The sequence below is a fragment of the Streptomyces sp. NPDC050704 genome, assembly GCF_040654355.1.
Classification (GTDB): domain Bacteria; phylum Actinomycetota; class Actinomycetes; order Streptomycetales; family Streptomycetaceae; genus Streptomyces.
Map to the genome: position 1 here is coordinate 65,417 of NZ_JBFAHW010000045.1, position 14,534 is coordinate 79,950.

At 72.3% G+C, this 14,534-nt stretch carries 10 protein-coding genes; 9 read left to right on the plus strand and 1 reads right to left on the minus strand.

The genetic code is table 11. The features are described from left to right. Nucleotides 1-68: 68 nt before the first annotated feature. Nucleotides 69-1,517, minus strand: a complete 1,449-nt coding sequence (locus tag AB0I18_RS25905; RefSeq protein ID WP_363107953.1) for an MFS transporter — start codon at nt 1,515-1,517, stop codon at nt 69-71. 231 nt (nt 1,518-1,748) lie between these two features. Between AB0I18_RS25905 and AB0I18_RS25910 the strand changes: the two genes are divergently transcribed. The 9 genes from AB0I18_RS25910 (at nt 1,749) to AB0I18_RS25950 (ending at nt 14,517) form a co-directional block, all read left to right on the plus strand. Continuing rightward, nucleotides 1,749-3,482: a fatty acyl-AMP ligase gene (locus AB0I18_RS25910; RefSeq protein ID WP_363107954.1), complete on the plus strand. Its 1,734-nt coding sequence runs from the start codon at nt 1,749-1,751 to the stop codon at nt 3,480-3,482. Next, nucleotides 3,479-7,594, plus strand: coding sequence for a beta-ketoacyl synthase N-terminal-like domain-containing protein (locus AB0I18_RS25915; RefSeq protein ID WP_363107955.1), 4,116 nt, complete (start codon nt 3,479-3,481; stop codon nt 7,592-7,594). The genes AB0I18_RS25910 and AB0I18_RS25915 overlap by 4 nt, the downstream gene beginning before the upstream one ends. Nucleotides 7,595-7,607: 13 nt before the next feature. Beyond that, nucleotides 7,608-8,594, plus strand: coding sequence for an alpha/beta hydrolase family protein (locus AB0I18_RS25920; RefSeq protein WP_363107956.1), 987 nt, complete (start codon nt 7,608-7,610; stop codon nt 8,592-8,594). Nucleotides 8,595-8,625: 31 nt separating this feature from the next. Further along, nucleotides 8,626-9,930, plus strand: a complete 1,305-nt coding sequence (gene ccrA / locus AB0I18_RS25925) for a crotonyl-CoA carboxylase/reductase (protein WP_363107957.1) — start codon at nt 8,626-8,628, stop codon at nt 9,928-9,930. A 302-nt stretch (nt 9,931-10,232) separates the two neighbouring features. Next, the gene (locus tag AB0I18_RS25930) at nt 10,233-11,846 is read left to right on the plus strand and encodes an ATP-binding protein (RefSeq protein ID WP_363107958.1); all 1,614 of its coding nucleotides are present in this window, start codon (nt 10,233-10,235) and stop codon (nt 11,844-11,846) included. Between the two features lie 5 nt (nt 11,847-11,851). Beyond that, complete coding sequence (locus AB0I18_RS25935; RefSeq protein ID WP_363107959.1) at nt 11,852-12,262, plus strand: roadblock/LC7 domain-containing protein; 411 nt, start codon at nt 11,852-11,854, stop codon at nt 12,260-12,262. Next, nucleotides 12,259-12,630 (plus strand): DUF742 domain-containing protein, encoded by a 372-nt coding sequence (locus AB0I18_RS25940; protein ID WP_363107960.1) that lies wholly within the window; start codon nt 12,259-12,261, stop codon nt 12,628-12,630. Before AB0I18_RS25935 ends, AB0I18_RS25940 begins: the two co-directional genes overlap by 4 nt. Beyond that, nucleotides 12,611-13,231 carry an ATP/GTP-binding protein gene (locus tag AB0I18_RS25945; protein ID WP_363107961.1) on the plus strand — a complete coding sequence of 207 codons (621 nt, stop codon included), beginning with the start codon at nt 12,611-12,613 and terminating at the stop codon, nt 13,229-13,231. Before AB0I18_RS25940 ends, AB0I18_RS25945 begins: the two co-directional genes overlap by 20 nt. Beyond that, nucleotides 13,228-14,517, plus strand: a complete 1,290-nt coding sequence (locus AB0I18_RS25950) for a cytochrome P450 (protein ID WP_363107962.1) — start codon at nt 13,228-13,230, stop codon at nt 14,515-14,517. Before AB0I18_RS25945 ends, AB0I18_RS25950 begins: the two co-directional genes overlap by 4 nt. Nucleotides 14,518-14,534 lie beyond the last annotated feature (17 nt).

Consider the following 14,534-nt stretch of genomic DNA (forward strand, 5'->3'; position numbering starts at 1 on the left):
CTTCATCGGCGTTTGACAGGCGTACCGCCGGGGGTTGTCGGTTCGTGACAACCGGGGGCCCGCTCCTGCTACTTCGTGACAACCGGCGCGTTTTTCCTCGCCACGAGGCGCAGCCGGTTCCGCGCCACCACCCGCCGGTGGCGTCCTCGGCGGCGCAGCGTCAGCAGCGTGACGAGCGCGCCGGCCAGGACGCAGCACGCCGCAAGCCGCAGTCCCAGGTCGTAGCCCTCCAGGAAGGCGCGGCGGGGATCCGCGCCGGCGCGCAGCTCGGAGCGCTCGCGCCGGGTGAGGACCACGCCCACCAGGACCACGCCGAACACTCCCGAGACCTCGCGGGCCGCGCTCAGCAGACCCGTCGCCATTCCCATCCCGGACTCCGGGACCCGGGCCAGGGACCGCACCGTCAGGGGAGTGGTGAACGCGGAACCCCAGCCGATGAGCAGCAGCCCCGGCTGCAGATCCCAGAAACCGGCGTCCGCGCCCGTCCCCGAGACGTGCAGCAGGCCGATGGCCACCAGGCCGAGCCCCGCCGCGATCGACACATGGGCGCCCACCGCACGGGCCGCCAGTTCGGCCACCGGCGTGCCGAGCAGCAGCGCACCCGCCAGCGGCAGGAAGGCCAGCCCCGCCCTGGTCGGTGAGAAGCCCAGCACCTGCTGGAGGTAGAGAGCCGTGAAGAAGAAGACGCCGTTGACCCCGATGCCCCACAGCACCTGGGCGACGATCCCGCCGGTGAGGAACCGGTCGCGCAGCAGGCCGAGTTCGACGAGCGGCCGGGCGGTCCGTGCCTCCAGGGCGAGGAACACGCAGGCGACGACCGCCGCGAGGCCCAGGCACAGCGGTACGGGCGCGGTGCGGAACCCGTGCTCCCCGCCGCGCACGAGACCGTACGTGAGCAGATAGAGCGCGAGTACGGACAGGAGCACGCCGGGCAGATCGAGCCCGCCGCGTCGCGGTGCGGACCGGGCGGGCACGGACGGCATCAGCAGCAGGGCGATCAGCCCGAACGGGACGTTGAGCGCGAACACCCAGCCCCAGCCCCACCGTTCGGTGACGAAGCCGCCGACCACGGGCCCCAGGGCCAGTGCCACGGCGAGCGCGGCCGTCCACAGGCCGACGGCCATGGAGCGGCGCCGCGCGGGCAGATCGACCGCGATCACCGCGAGCGACGCCGGGATGACCAGAGCCGCCCCGACCCCCTGCACCGTCCGGGCGGCGATCAGCAGGCCGCCGCTGTCCGCGAGGGCGGCCGCCGCCGACGCCACGGTGAAGACCACGATCCCGGCCGCCAGCACGGGCCTGCGCCCGAACAGATCGGTCAGCCGTCCGCCGGGCAGCAGCAGCGCGCCGAAACTGAGCACGTAACTGGTGGCCACCCACTCCAGATCCGCGACGCTCAGGCCCAGTTCACGCTGCACGGTCGGCAGGGCCACGTTGATGACCGTGTTGTCGAGCGTCGTGATGAACCCGGTCAGCGTGAGCAGGGAGAACAGCGCGAACAGCCGTCCACGTCCCACGAGTGGCTCCTTCCGCCGGTCGCAGGATTGTCGGCGAGGGAACGTCGTACGGGCTCTGACCCACGGCATGGAATCGGCGACCCGCTTTTGTCACGAACTGACAGAAGGCGGCAGGCGAACTGTCAGCACATCGTCTAACCCACCGGTCACCCGGAGGCGGAACCTGGGGCACCGTTCGCAAGCTGACGCACCGCCTCAACTCGTGCCGCCGCCGACTCAGTTGGAGCCGCCATGACCCCCGCCCGGCCCGTCGCCGACGCAGCCTCACTCACGGACCACCTGCGGCACTGGGCCAGACACCGGCCGCAGCAACGCGCCTTCAGCCACGTCGACTTCACCGACAGCTCCGCCTCCGGGCGGCACCGTACGCTCGGCTGGCGCGCCCTCGACTCCCGGGCCAGGGCCGTCGCCGCCCGGCTCGTCACGGTCGCATCCCCGGGTGAACGGGCCGCCCTGGTACTGCCCCAAGGGCTCGACTACGCGGCCGCGTTCCTCGGCTGCCTGTACGCCCGGGTCATCGCCGTACCCCTCTTCGGCCCTCAAGTCCCGGGCCACGAAGGGAGACTGGCGGCCGTCCTGGCCGACTGCGAACCGGCCTGTCTGCTCGCCGACTCCACCACCGCCCCCGCGGTACGCACCTTCCTCCGGGACCGTGCGCTGCCGGACATCCCCGTCGTCCCCGTCGACCAACTCGCCGTCCAGCGCGCCGGATTCGGCGACCCGGACAAATCGGCCCCGGGCCCGGAACCGGACGACATCGCCTACCTCCAGTACACCTCCGGCTCCACCCGCAGCCCGGCCGGCGTGATGATCAGCCACGCCAACGTCGTCGCCAACGCGCGCCAGGCCATCGCCGCCTTCGTCGCCGACCCGGAATCCGCCACCACGGTCGGCTGGCTGCCGCTCTTCCACGACATGGGCCTCGTCCTCAGCATTGCCGCACCCGTCGTCGGCGGCTTCCCGTCCGTCCTCATGGACCCTGTCGCGTTCCTCCAGGACCCCTCCCGCTGGCTGCGCCTCCTGGGCTCGTACGAGGGAACGGTCAGCGCCGCCCCGAACTTCGCCTACGACTACTGCGTGGCCCGCACCGACCCCGCGCTCGTCGACGAACTCCGCCTGGGCCGCGTCCGGGTGCTCATCAACGGCAGCGAGCCGGTCCGGGCGGCGACCCTGGACCGCTTCCGTACGGCGTTCGCGCCGGCCGGGCTCGACCCCGCGGCGCCCTGTCCGGCGTACGGCCTGGCGGAGGCCACCGTGTTCGTGACCGCCGACTCCCTGGACGAACCACCGTCGGCCGTCGCCTGTGACGCCGACGCGCTCGCGGAGGGGCGGATCGAGGAGTCGCAGGACGAGGGAGCGACCGTGCTCGTCCCGTGCGGGGCGCCCGTCGGGCAGGAGCTGCGGATCGTCGGCGCGAACGGCGCCGTACTGCGGCAGGGGCAGGTCGGCGAGATCCAGCTGCGCGGGCCCAACATCGGGCTCGGCTACTGGAAGCGCGCCGGGCTCACCGCCGAGACCTTCGGCTTCGGCGCGGCGGGGGACTGGCTGCGCACGGGCGACCTCGGCGCCCTGCATCAGGGGCGGCTGCTCGTCACCGGCCGCCTGAAGGACGTGATCATCGTGGACGGGCGCAACCACTACCCCCAGGACATCGAGGAGACCGTCCAGACGGCCGTGTCCCAGGTCCGCCGCGACCGGCTCGCCGCGTTCGGGGTGACCGGGCCCGACGGGACGGACGAGGAACTCGTCGTGGTCGCGGAGCACCGACGGGACACCGACCCGACGCCGGAGGAGACCGGAGACGCCGAACGCGCGGCACGCGCCGCGGTCTCCGCCCGCCACGGACTGCGGCTCGGCACACTGCTGCTGGTCCCGCCCGGCTCGGTCCCCCGTACGAGCAGCGGCAAGGTGTCGCGCTCGGCGGCCCGGACACGTTTCCTCGACGGCGGGTTCGGTCCCCGATGAGCGTGTCGCACACGGAGATCCGCGGCCTGGTCGCCGAACGCCTGCACGCCTGGTACGGCCTCAGTCCGGACGGCCTCCCCGACGACCGGCCCCTGGCGGAGGCCGGACTCACCTCGCGGGACGCGGTGGCACTGACGGCCGAACTGAGCGAACTGGCGGGACGCCCACTGCCGGATACCCTGCTGTGGGAGGCGCCGACGATCGACGGCCTGGTGCGGCGACTGGAGGAGATCTCGGGAGCCAGACGCGTCGGCGACGACCTGCCCCACGCTTCGAACCCGGCGGCCGGGCAAGGCCGTTCGCCGGACGCGGATGCCGAACCCTCGCGCGCCGGGACCGCCTCCGCCGCCGACGGAACCGCGGGCCCTGTCGCCGTCATCGGACTGGGCTGCCGCTTTCCCGGCGGTGTCGCCTCGCCCGACGCGTACTGGCGGCTGCTCACCGAGGGCCGCGACGCGGTCGGCACGCTTCCGGCGGGCCGCTGGGACCCCTTCGTGCCGGATCCGGACCGGCTGCCGGACGACATGAGCCGGCACGGCGCCTTCCTCGGCGATCTCGACGACATCGCGGGCTTCGACGCCGAGTTCTTCGGCATCCCCGCCCACGAGGCCACCGCCATGGACCCCCAGCACCGCATGCTCCTCGAAGTCACCCGCGAGGCCCTCGACCACGCGGCCCTGCCGGCAACCGCGCTCGCGGGCACCCGCACCGGCGTCTTCGTGGGCATCAGCGGCAACGAGTACGCACACCTCACGACCGCCGACCCCCGCGCCGTGAACGCCTGGACGGCCACCGGCGCGTCCCTGAGCATCGCCGCGGGCCGGCTGTCGTACGCCCTCGACCTGCGCGGCCCCAGCCTCGCCGTCGACACCGCGTGCTCGTCCTCCCTGGTCGCGGTGCATCAGGCCGTACGCAGCCTGACCACGGGCGAGAGCGACACGGCACTCGCCGCCGGGGTGAACCTGCTGCTGACCCCCGCCGTCACCCTCGGCTTCCAGCGCGTGGGCGCGCTCGCCCCGGACGGCCGGTGCAAGGCCTTCGACGCGGACGCCGACGGGATCGTCCGGGGCGAGGGCTGCGGTGTCGTCGTACTGAAACGCCTCACGGACGCCGAACGCGACGGCGACCGCGTCCTGGCGGTGATCCACGCGACGGCCGTCAACTCCGACGGCCGCTCCAACGGTCTGACGGCACCCAACGCCGAGGCCCAGCGCGCGCTCCTCGCCGAGGTCCACACCACCCCGCCGACCGTGGACTACGTCGAGGCGCACGGCACCGGCACCGCCCTCGGCGACCCGATCGAGGCGAGCGCCCTCGGTGCCGTCCTCGGACGCGGACGTGACCTGGAGCAGCCCCTGCTGATCGGCTCCGCCAAGACGAACCTCGGTCACCTGGAGGCCGCCGCCGGCATCGCGGGCCTGATCAAGACCGTGCTGGCCCTGCACCACGGCGAGATCCCCGGCCAGTTGCACTTCACCCGCCCGGGCCCGCACGCCGACCTCGACGCCCTCGGCCTGCGCGTGGTCACCTCCCCCGAGCCCTGGCCCCGCTACTCGGGTACCGCCACCGCGGGTGTCTCGGCCTTCGGCTTCGGCGGTACGAACGCCCATGTCGTCCTCGCCGAACACCGGCCGGCGGGCCGGGCCGACGGCCACCCGGACCGTCCCGCGCTGCTCCTGCTGGACGGGCCGACCAAGGAGCGCGTGCGTGCTTACGCGGGTGAACTCGCCGACTGGCTGGACAGCCCCGGGAGCCGGCGCGTCCGCGACACCGACCTGGCCCGCACCCTCGCCGGCCGCACCGGACGCGGCCGCCACCGTGCGGCCCTCGTCACCCGGGACCGCACGGAGACCGTCACCGCGCTGACCCGCCTCGCCGCGGGCGACCCGTCCCCGCACCTGATCACGGGGGAGGGGGCGCCCGGCGGGCCCGGACCGGTATGGGTGTTCTCCGGCTACGGCTCCCAGTGGCCCGGCATGGGCAGCCGACTCCTCACCACGGAAGGGGTGTTCGCGGCAGCCGTCGACCGTCTTGAACCACTCCTGCACGAACACGCGGGCGTCTCCCTGCGCGCCGGGCTCCGGCCGGACGCCGACCTGTCGACCCCCGTCACCGTCATGCCCGTTCTGTACGGAGTGCAGGTCGCCCTCGCCGAACTGTGGCGCTCGTACGGCCTCGAACCCGCCGCCGTCATCGGCCACTCCCTGGGTGAGATCGCGGCGGCGGTCGTGGCGGGAGCGCTGGACGAGGCCACCGGGGCGCGGATCGTCGCCGTACGCTCCCGGCTGCTGGGGCGGCTGACCGGCGGAGCCATGGCGGTCGCGGACCTCTCCGAGACCGAAGTCACCCTGCTCGCAGGGGAGTTCAGCACCCTCCAGGTCGCCGTGCACGCCTCGCCGGTGCAGAGCGTGGTCACGGGCTCCGCCGAGGACGTCGCCGGGCTCGTCGCCCGGGTGACCGAGAGCGGCGGCTTCGCCCGTTCGCTGGGGGTGTCCGCGGCAGGGCACTCGCCCGAAGTCGAGCCGCTGCTACCGGAGTTCGCATGGGAGCTGGGCGAGGTCCGGCATTCCGTACCGCGCTGCCGGCGCTATTCCACCGCGCTCGACGATCCCCGCGCGGCCGCATCCTGCGACACCGCCTACTGGTCGGCCAACCTGCGCAATCCCGTCCGGTTCGCGCAGGCGGTACGCGCGGCGGCCGAGGACGGACACCGCGTCTTCGTGGAAGTCGCCCCGCACCCCACGCAGTTGCACCCGCTGACCGAGACCCTGCGCGCGGTCGGCGCCGCGGACGCCCTGGTCGTGCCGACTCTGCGCCGCGACACCGACGACGCGCTCACCTTCCGCACCTCGCTGGCCACACTGCTCGTCCACGGTGTGCGCGCGGCCCAGCCGCGGGAGGGACTGCACCCCGAAGGCTGCATCGTGGACATCCCGCCGCCCCGCTGGCGGCACCGCCGCTTCTGGGCGGGCGAGGAGACGGCCGAGGACCCCGTCCTGACCGAGCCCCTCGACCGGGGAGCCGGTCCCCTCGACCGGCTGCGGCGGTGCGTGGCCGCGGTGATGGGATACAGCCCCGACCACCTCGACCCCGACACCGCGTTGACCGACCTCGGCCTCGACTCCCTCACCGCCGTGCGGATCCGGACCGTCGTGGAGCGGGAGTTCGACGTCGAGCTGGAGCCCGGCGTACTGCTGAGACGGGGAACGCTGAGAGCCGTCGCCGAGCTGCTGACGGGCGGGGCGGGCCGGGAAAGAACCCAGGACGGGACCCCGGAGCCCGCCGGCACCGCCGTACGCGAGCGGCCCACCGACTCCGGCCCCCTCCGCACCTTCCACGCCACCGGCCCGCACACCCCGCTCTTCCTGGCCCACGCCGCGGGCGGACACGCCGACGTCTACGCCCGGTTGGCCCACCGCCTCGACGGCGACCGCCCGCTCTACGGCTTCGACCGGCAACCGGATCCCGACGACGTGCCCGGCCGGGCCGCGGAGTTCGCCCGGCGTGTATGGGAGGTGAGCCCCAACGGCCCCTGGGTCCTTGGCGGTTGGTCGTACGGCGGAGTGGTCGCGCAGGAGGCGGCCAGACTCCTGTCCCGGCACGGCCCCGTCCACGCCCTGGTGCTGCTCGACTCCGTCCTGCCGCTGCCCACCCGGCTCACCGCGGGGGACCTGGCCCTGCGCCACTTCCGGGACTTCGCCGCGTACGTGGAACGCACCTACGGCACCCGGCTCGACCTGCCGTACGACGACCTCACCGGGCTCGGCGACCGGGATCAGATCGACCTGGTCATCAAGGTGCTGAGGGACACCGTGGACCTTCCCGACCCGGCCGTCGAGCATCAGCGCGCCTCGTATCTGGACCTCCGCAGCGGCGAGCGCCACACGCCCGGCCGGTACACGGGCCGCACCCTGCTCTACCGGGCGAGCGAGCCCGCCCCGCACACCGTCCGCGACCCCCGCTACGAGCGCGTGGACGCGATGCTCGGCTGGGACGCCCACTGCACCGACCTGACCGTCGTCCCGCTGCCCGGGCACCATCTGTCACTGCTCGACCCACCGGTCGTCGACACGCTCGCCCGCCTGCTGACACGCGATCTGCGGGACTCCTGAAGGGAACTGCCCCATGACTCGGAAGCGCAGATACGCCGCCCTCGCGGTGACAACCGCCCTGCTCGGCACGGGAGGTGTGATCGCCGCTCCGGTCGCGGCGGCCGCTCCCGTCGCGGCGCCGGACGCGGCCGCGGGTGCCACGATCACCGGCGAGAAGTGGCTCGACGACCGTACCGTCGACCTCACGGTCGCCTCCCCGGCCGTCGGCGCCTCGCTGCCCGTACGTGTGGTCCTGCCGGCCGGCTTCGCCGCGAACCCGAACCGCACCTGGCCCGTCCTCTACCTGCTCCAGGGCGCGCACGACGACTACACGTCCTGGACCCGGGAGACGGACGTCGTCAGCTTCCTCGCCAACCAGAACGTCCTCACCGTGATGCCCTCGTCAGGACCCACCGGCATCCCCACCGACTGGTGGAACAACGGCAGGGCGAACGCACCGGACTACGAGACGTTCCAAGTGGACGAGCTGATGGGCCTGTTGCGGGAGAGGTTCCGGGCCGGATCCACCCGCGCCGTCGCCGGTGTCTCCACCGGCGGGTACGGAGCCCTGGCCTTCGCCGCACGGCACCCCGGCACGTTCCGTGCGGCGGCCTCGTACAGCGGGATCCTCGACACCACGGCCCCGGGCATGCCGACCGTGCTCAGCGCGATCGTCGCCCGCGAGCAGTTGTCGCCGCTGACCCTCTGGGGCAGCCCGCTGCTCAACCGGGACAACTGGATCCGGCACAACCCCGCCGCACAGGCCCGCAACCTCAAGGGCACCAAGCTGTACATCTCCCAGGGCAGCGGCCTGCCCGCCGGTGGCGGCGGCAACCTCGAAGGCGCCGTGCTCGAAGGCGCGCTCTGGTCCCAGGCCAACCGGTTCACCCGGCAGCTGGACGCCCTGAACATCCCGGCCAAGGTGCACCTCTACAGCGGGGGAGTGCACGACTGGCCCTACTGGCAGCAGGAGTTCAAGGCCTCGTGGCCGACGCTCGCAGCGGGCCTCGGCCTGAGCTGATCTCCCCCTACCCCCTCCAAGGAGGAACCACATGGACGCCCTGGCCGAGGCCGTCGTGGCGGGAGCCGCCCCCGCCGAACTGGAGAACCTTCCCTTACCCGACCGTTTCACCGCCGCCCACCTGCGTGCGGAGGACGTGGACAGCTTCACCGGCGTCGCGGACAAGGACGTCCGCAAGTCCATCCACCTCGGCGCCGTGCCGATGCCCGAACTCGCCCCGAACGAGGTGCTGGTGGCCGTCATGGCCAGCGGCATCAACTACAACACCGTCTGGTCGGCGATGTTCGAGCCCATCCCGACCTTCACCTTCCTGAAGCACTTCGGCCGCCAGGACCGCTGGGCCGCCCGGCACGACCGGCCCTTCCACGTCATCGGCTCCGACGCGTCCGGTGTCGTGGTCCGCACCGGCTCGGGGGTGCGCAGATGGCAGGTCGGCGACCATGTCGCGGTGAGCCCGGTGTACGTCGACGAGGAGGACCCGGCGACCCACGCCGACGGCATGCTGGGCACCGGCATGCTGGCGTGGGGCTTCGAGACCAACTACGGAGGCCTGGCCCACTACGCCGTCGCCCGGACCAGCCAACTCCTCCCCAAGCCCGCCCATTTGACCTGGGAGGAGGCCGCCTCGAACCCGCTGTGCGCGGGCACGGCGTACCGCATGCTCGTCAGCGAGCGGGGCGCCCGGATGACACAGGGCGACGTGGTCCTGATCTGGGGAGCGGCCGGCGGCCTCGGCGCGTACGCGGTCCAACTCGTGCGCAACGGCGGCGGGATCGCCGTCGGCGTCGTCAGCAGCGAGCGGAAGGCGGAGTACGCCCGCCGCCTCGGCTGCCACGTGGTCATCAACCGGGAGGACATCGGCCTCACCGGCAGCGACGCGCCCGCCGATCCCACCGTGATCGGCAAGCGGCTCGGCAAACTGATCAGGGCCGAGACCGGCGAAGACCCGCACATCGTCTTCGAGCACGTCGGCCGGGCCACCTTCGGCATCTCCGTCTACGTCGTACGCCGGGGCGGCTCGGTGGTGACCTGCGGCTCCAGCACGGGCTACCAGCACGAGTTCGACAACCGGTACCTCTGGATGCGCCTCAAGCGCGTCATCGGCAGCCACGGTTCCAACCTCCAGGAGCAGGCCGCCGTGGGCCGTCTCCTCGACCTCGGGCACATCAGCCCCGCACTCACCGAGACCTACCCCCTCACCGACACGGCCGAGGCGGCCCGCCTCGTGCAGAGCAACACCCACCTGGGCAAGGTCGGCGTCCTCTCCCTGGCCCCGACGCCCGGCCTCGGTGTCACCGACCCCGAGCGCAGGGAGCGGGTGATCCGCCCGGCGTGACTCCTCCGTGCCCGCGGCCCGCCCCGGCGAGCCGCGGGCACTCGTATGTGTCGGTGGGTAAAGGGATTTGTCAACCGGAACTGCCTGCTCGGAGCGTGTCCAAGGCCTCACTGAAGGGAGTGGGGGAGGTTGATCAAGGTGAGATCAAACCCGATAGGGTTCTTTGAGGCGCGGCGAGTTGACCCGGTAGCAATCGGTTGTCGCTCGTTGTCCCCGCATACCCGTCGCGGGGTGGAACACCGCGTGGCGAGTCCGCTCCGAGCTCCTCCCCCTGTTCGATCGTGTTGCTTCGAAGGATGCAGATGGAACTTGCCACTCCGCCCCCGGCGGCGCGGGCGCCCGTCGCCTGGTACGGCTGGTGGCTGCTGCCACTGGCCCTGGCTGCCGGAACCGTCGCCGCCGCGGTCGTGGGATCCGACCAGACCCGAATACCCGCGATCGTCTGCGGCGTTGTGGCGACGGCGGCAAGTGCCGTCTCCATCCGGCTCCTTGTCCGCTCCCAGCGCCAGATGCGCCGCAGCGCGGGTGAGTTCAGGGCCGCGCAGGCCGAGCACTCCCAGCAGTGGCAGCAGCATGTGGCCGGCCTGGAGCGGACGTTCGCCGCCGAGCGCTCGGCCCACGACGCGCAACTGGCCGAGCAGGCCAAGACGTACGAGATGCGGTTCGCCGAGCAGACGCAGGCCTGGCAGGAGCAGTTGGACCGGCAGCTCGCCGCGGTCGCCCTGCTCGCCGACCAGCAGTTGCCCGCCGCACTGGAGCGACTGCGGGCCGGTGACGCCATCGACGACATCCTGCCCTCCGTCCAGCAGTGCGCGGAGGTCGGCGCCGATCTGCAGGCCGCGCTGCGCCGGGTGCTCAGGACGGCCCTCATCGGCGTGGAGCAGGAGTTCAACCGCTCCACCTCCGCCGAGCAGGCCGTCATCAGCATCGGCAGCCGTATCCATGTGCTGACCAGCAAGTTGCGCGGCCGGCTGCACGAGATGCAGGGCGAGCACGGCAGGCTGCCGTCCGTGGCCCAGGGCCTGATGGAGCTGGACCAGGAGATCGGCCCCGCCGACTGTCTGGCCGCGAGCATCGGCGTACTCGGCGGCTCGGACCGGCCCGGCCGGCAGTGGCAGGAGCCGCAGCGACTGCTCAGTGTGGTGCGGGGCGGCATCGGCCGGATCAAGGACTTCGACCGGGTCCAGGTCCGGCACCTGCCCGACCTCGGCGTCGACGGCGGCATGGTGGACCACCTCACGCTGATCTTCGCCCACCTGCTCGACAACGCGGCGCGCTACTCGCCGCCCACCGAACCCGTGGTCGTCTCCGGCAAGGAGGTGCCCAACGGCGTCGGCATCGAGATCCAGGACTCCGGCAAGGGCCTGACCGAGGAGAAGAAGCAGGAGGCGTTCCAGTCGCTGGAGGGTGTGGCCCCCGGCCCCGGTCTCGGCGGCGTGTCCGAGGATGCCCACCTCGGTCTGCGCGTGGTGGGCGCCCTGGCCCGCCGGTACGGCATCAGGGTCACGTTCTCGGACTCGCCCTGGCTCGGCACCTCGGTGGTCATCGTGGTTCCGCACAAGTACTTCACCCCGTTGCCCGCTGTCGCGGCCGCCGCTCCGGCCGCTCAGCTCGCCGCCGCGGCGAGTACGGACCCGGCGCCGGCCGAAGCCGGTGAGGCCCGGTCGGAGGAGGCCCGGTCGGACGAGGCCGAGGACACCACCCCCGGCGGTCTGCCCCGACGCCGCAGGCGGGCCGAGTCCGAGCGGCCGAAACCGGTCGCGCGCGAAGACGGGTCCACCGCCTCGTTCGCGGTGCCGCCGGACGAGTCCTTCGCCGGCCTGGCCGCCTTCGCCACGGCCGGACGTGAACCGGCCGGACCCGAGCCGGCCGCCGGACGTGAGCCCACCGAGCACCGCACTGAAGAGAGCGACTAGTCCACATGACGCAACAGGGAACCGACGTGAGCTGGGCGCTCCGAGATCTGGTCGAGAGCATCCAGGAGATCCGTTTCGCCCTCGTGGCCTCCAGCGACGGCAAGGCCATCACCTCCTACGGCGCCGAGGACCCCGACGACGTGGACCGGTTCGCCGCCGTGGTGGCGGGCCTGCAGGCGCTGGCCCAGCCGGTGGCCGAGCAGTTCCCCAAGTACGCCGGGCAACTGCGCCTCGCGATGATCGAGGTCGACGGCGGCCACCTCTTCGTGGTGCGGGCCGGCCTGGAGACGTACCTCGGAGTCCTCGCCAGGGAAGGGCTCGACCAGGGCCTGCTCGGACACCAGATGAGGGATCTGGCCCGCAGGATGGGTGAGCTCCTCGGCACCACTCCGCGCCTGGAGGAGCCCACTGGATGAGTGGTCCCCGCCGACCCACGGATCCGTCCGGTCTTGAGCGCTACTACGTCCTCACAGGCGGCCGCAGCGGACCGGGCGGTTCGGCGTCGAGCCTCGACGTGGCGACCCTCATCACCTCCCGTACCGCGGCCGTACCCGGCATGCAGCACGAACACGAGGAGATCCTCCGGCGCTGCCGCGATCCGCTGTCGGTGGCCGAACTCGGCGCCCACCTCGGACTGCCCTTCAACATTCTCGCGGTGCTCTTGGCCGATCTGCTGGACGCAGGACGCATTGAAGCCCGTGACCCCATCCCGGCGTCAGGCGCCGGTCGCGGGGCCGACCTCGCGCTCCTTGAGGAGGTACTCAGTGGACTTCAAAGGCTTTGACCATCCCGACCGGCAGACGGCCGAGGGCACCCTGCCGGAAGGCGCCCGCTCGGTGAAGGTGATGATCGCCGGCGGCTTCGGCACCGGAAAGACCACCATGGTCTGCTCGGTCAGCGACATCAGACCGCTGACCACCGAGGAGACGCTGACCCAGGCCACCGCCGACGTCGACAACCTGATCGGGGTGGCGGACAAGCAGGAGACCACCGTCAGCCTCGACTTCGGCAAGATCGGCATCAACGACGAACTGGTGCTGTACCTGTTCGGCACACCGGGCCAGGAGCGGTTCTGGTTCCTGTGGAACGGCCTGTTCAAGGGCGCGCTCGGGGCCGTGGTCCTGGTCGACACGCGTCGACTGGCCTCCAGCTTCCGGGCCATCGAGGAGATGGAGCGGCAGGACGTCCCGTTCGTGATCGCCCTCAACGTCTTCCCCGACTCCAGGGACCACCCGGTCGAAGAGATCCGCGACGCCCTGGACATCCCCGCGCACATCCCGATCGTGGCCTGCGACGCCCGCGACCGGGCATCGAGCCGGGATGTGCTCATCGCGCTGATCCGCCACCTCAAGGAACGCTCCGCAGTCGCTCTGGAGTCCCGATGACCGAGCAGCCCTCAGACGGCCTCGACGCCCCGCGCGGCTGCCCGGTCGCACACGGCGGGGGCGACGAGGTCACCCGTCTGTACGGGCCCGACGCGGCCGTCGACCCGCTCGGCATCTACGCCCGGCTGCGCAGGCAGCACGGGCCCGTGGCGCCGGTACTGCTGGAGGGCGACGTACCGGCGTGGCTGGTCCTCGGCTACCGGGAGAACCGGCGGGTGCTCGACAACCCCCGCCAGTTCAGCCGGGATTCACGGATCTGGCGGGACTGGCGGGAAGGGCGCATCGACAGCACCGCGCCACTGATGCAGATGGTCGGCTGGCGCCCCGACTGCGTCTCCCAGGACGGCGAACCGCACCGCAGGCTGCGCGGCGCGGTCACCGACAACCTGCAGGCCGTCTCGGGCCGCGGCATCCGCCGCCATGTCGCGCACTTCGCGAACAAGCAGATCGACGCGTTCGCCGCGGTGGGCAGCGCCGACCTGGTGTCCGAGTACGCCGAGTATCTGCCGATGCTCGTACTGACCAGGGTGTTCGGGCTCGCCGAGGGCGAGGGGCGACGGCTGGCCGAGTCCTCCGCGCAGGTGATCAAGGGCGGCGCGGAAGCCCTCCGGCACAACGACCGCATCATGCGCATCCTCGGCGAACTCGCCGAGCGCAAGCGCGTGGAGCCGGGCTCCGACTTCACCACCGGGCTGCTGGAGCACCACGCAGGCCTCGACGACGACGAGATCCTCAACCACCTTCGTCTGGTGCTGATCACCGCGCACACCACCACAAGCAACCTGCTGGCCCGGGTGCTTCAGCTGGTTCTCACCGACACCGACCGGCTGGCCGGGCTGGCCGGCGGGCAGCTGAACATCTCAGCCGTCGTGGAGGAGGTCATGTGGAACACCCCGCCGCTGGCCGTCCTGCCGGGCCGGTTCGCCACCGCCGATCTCGAACTCGGCGGGCACCGCATCCAGGAGGGCGAGTTGCTCGTCCTCGGCCTGACCGCGGGCAACGTCGACCCGGAGATCCGGCCCGACGTCGGCATCTCCGTACACGGCAACCAGTCGCACCTCGCGTTCAGCGCGGGCCCGCACGAGTGCCCGGGCCAGAACATCGGCCAGGCCATCATCGAGACGGCCGTCGACGTCCTGCTGCACCGCATGCCGGGACTCCGCCTCGCGGTGGCGCCCGAGGAGCTCACCTCGACGGCGTCCACCTGGGCCCGACAGCACCCGTACCGAGTGCGACGGCCAACACCGCGACGACGGCGGCGAATCGACGTGATCTGCTCCGCATGACTGAACCTCCAAGGGCC

Bases quoted from the DNA above. Each gene is read 5' to 3' on its own strand.
- AB0I18_RS25910 (WP_363107954.1), top strand. From the start codon at position 1,749: ATGACCCCCGCCCGGCCCGTCGCCGACGCAGCCTCACTCACGGACCAC.
- AB0I18_RS25915 (WP_363107955.1), top strand. From the start codon at position 3,479: ATGAGCGTGTCGCACACGGAGATCCGCGGCCTGGTCGCCGAACGCCTG.
- AB0I18_RS25920 (WP_363107956.1), top strand. From the start codon at position 7,608: ATGACTCGGAAGCGCAGATACGCCGCCCTCGCGGTGACAACCGCCCTG.
- ccrA (WP_363107957.1), top strand. From the start codon at position 8,626: ATGGACGCCCTGGCCGAGGCCGTCGTGGCGGGAGCCGCCCCCGCCGAA.
- AB0I18_RS25930 (WP_363107958.1), top strand. From the start codon at position 10,233: ATGGAACTTGCCACTCCGCCCCCGGCGGCGCGGGCGCCCGTCGCCTGG.
- AB0I18_RS25935 (WP_363107959.1), top strand. From the start codon at position 11,852: ATGACGCAACAGGGAACCGACGTGAGCTGGGCGCTCCGAGATCTGGTC.
- AB0I18_RS25940 (WP_363107960.1), top strand. From the start codon at position 12,259: ATGAGTGGTCCCCGCCGACCCACGGATCCGTCCGGTCTTGAGCGCTAC.
- AB0I18_RS25950 (WP_363107962.1), top strand. From the start codon at position 13,228: ATGACCGAGCAGCCCTCAGACGGCCTCGACGCCCCGCGCGGCTGCCCG.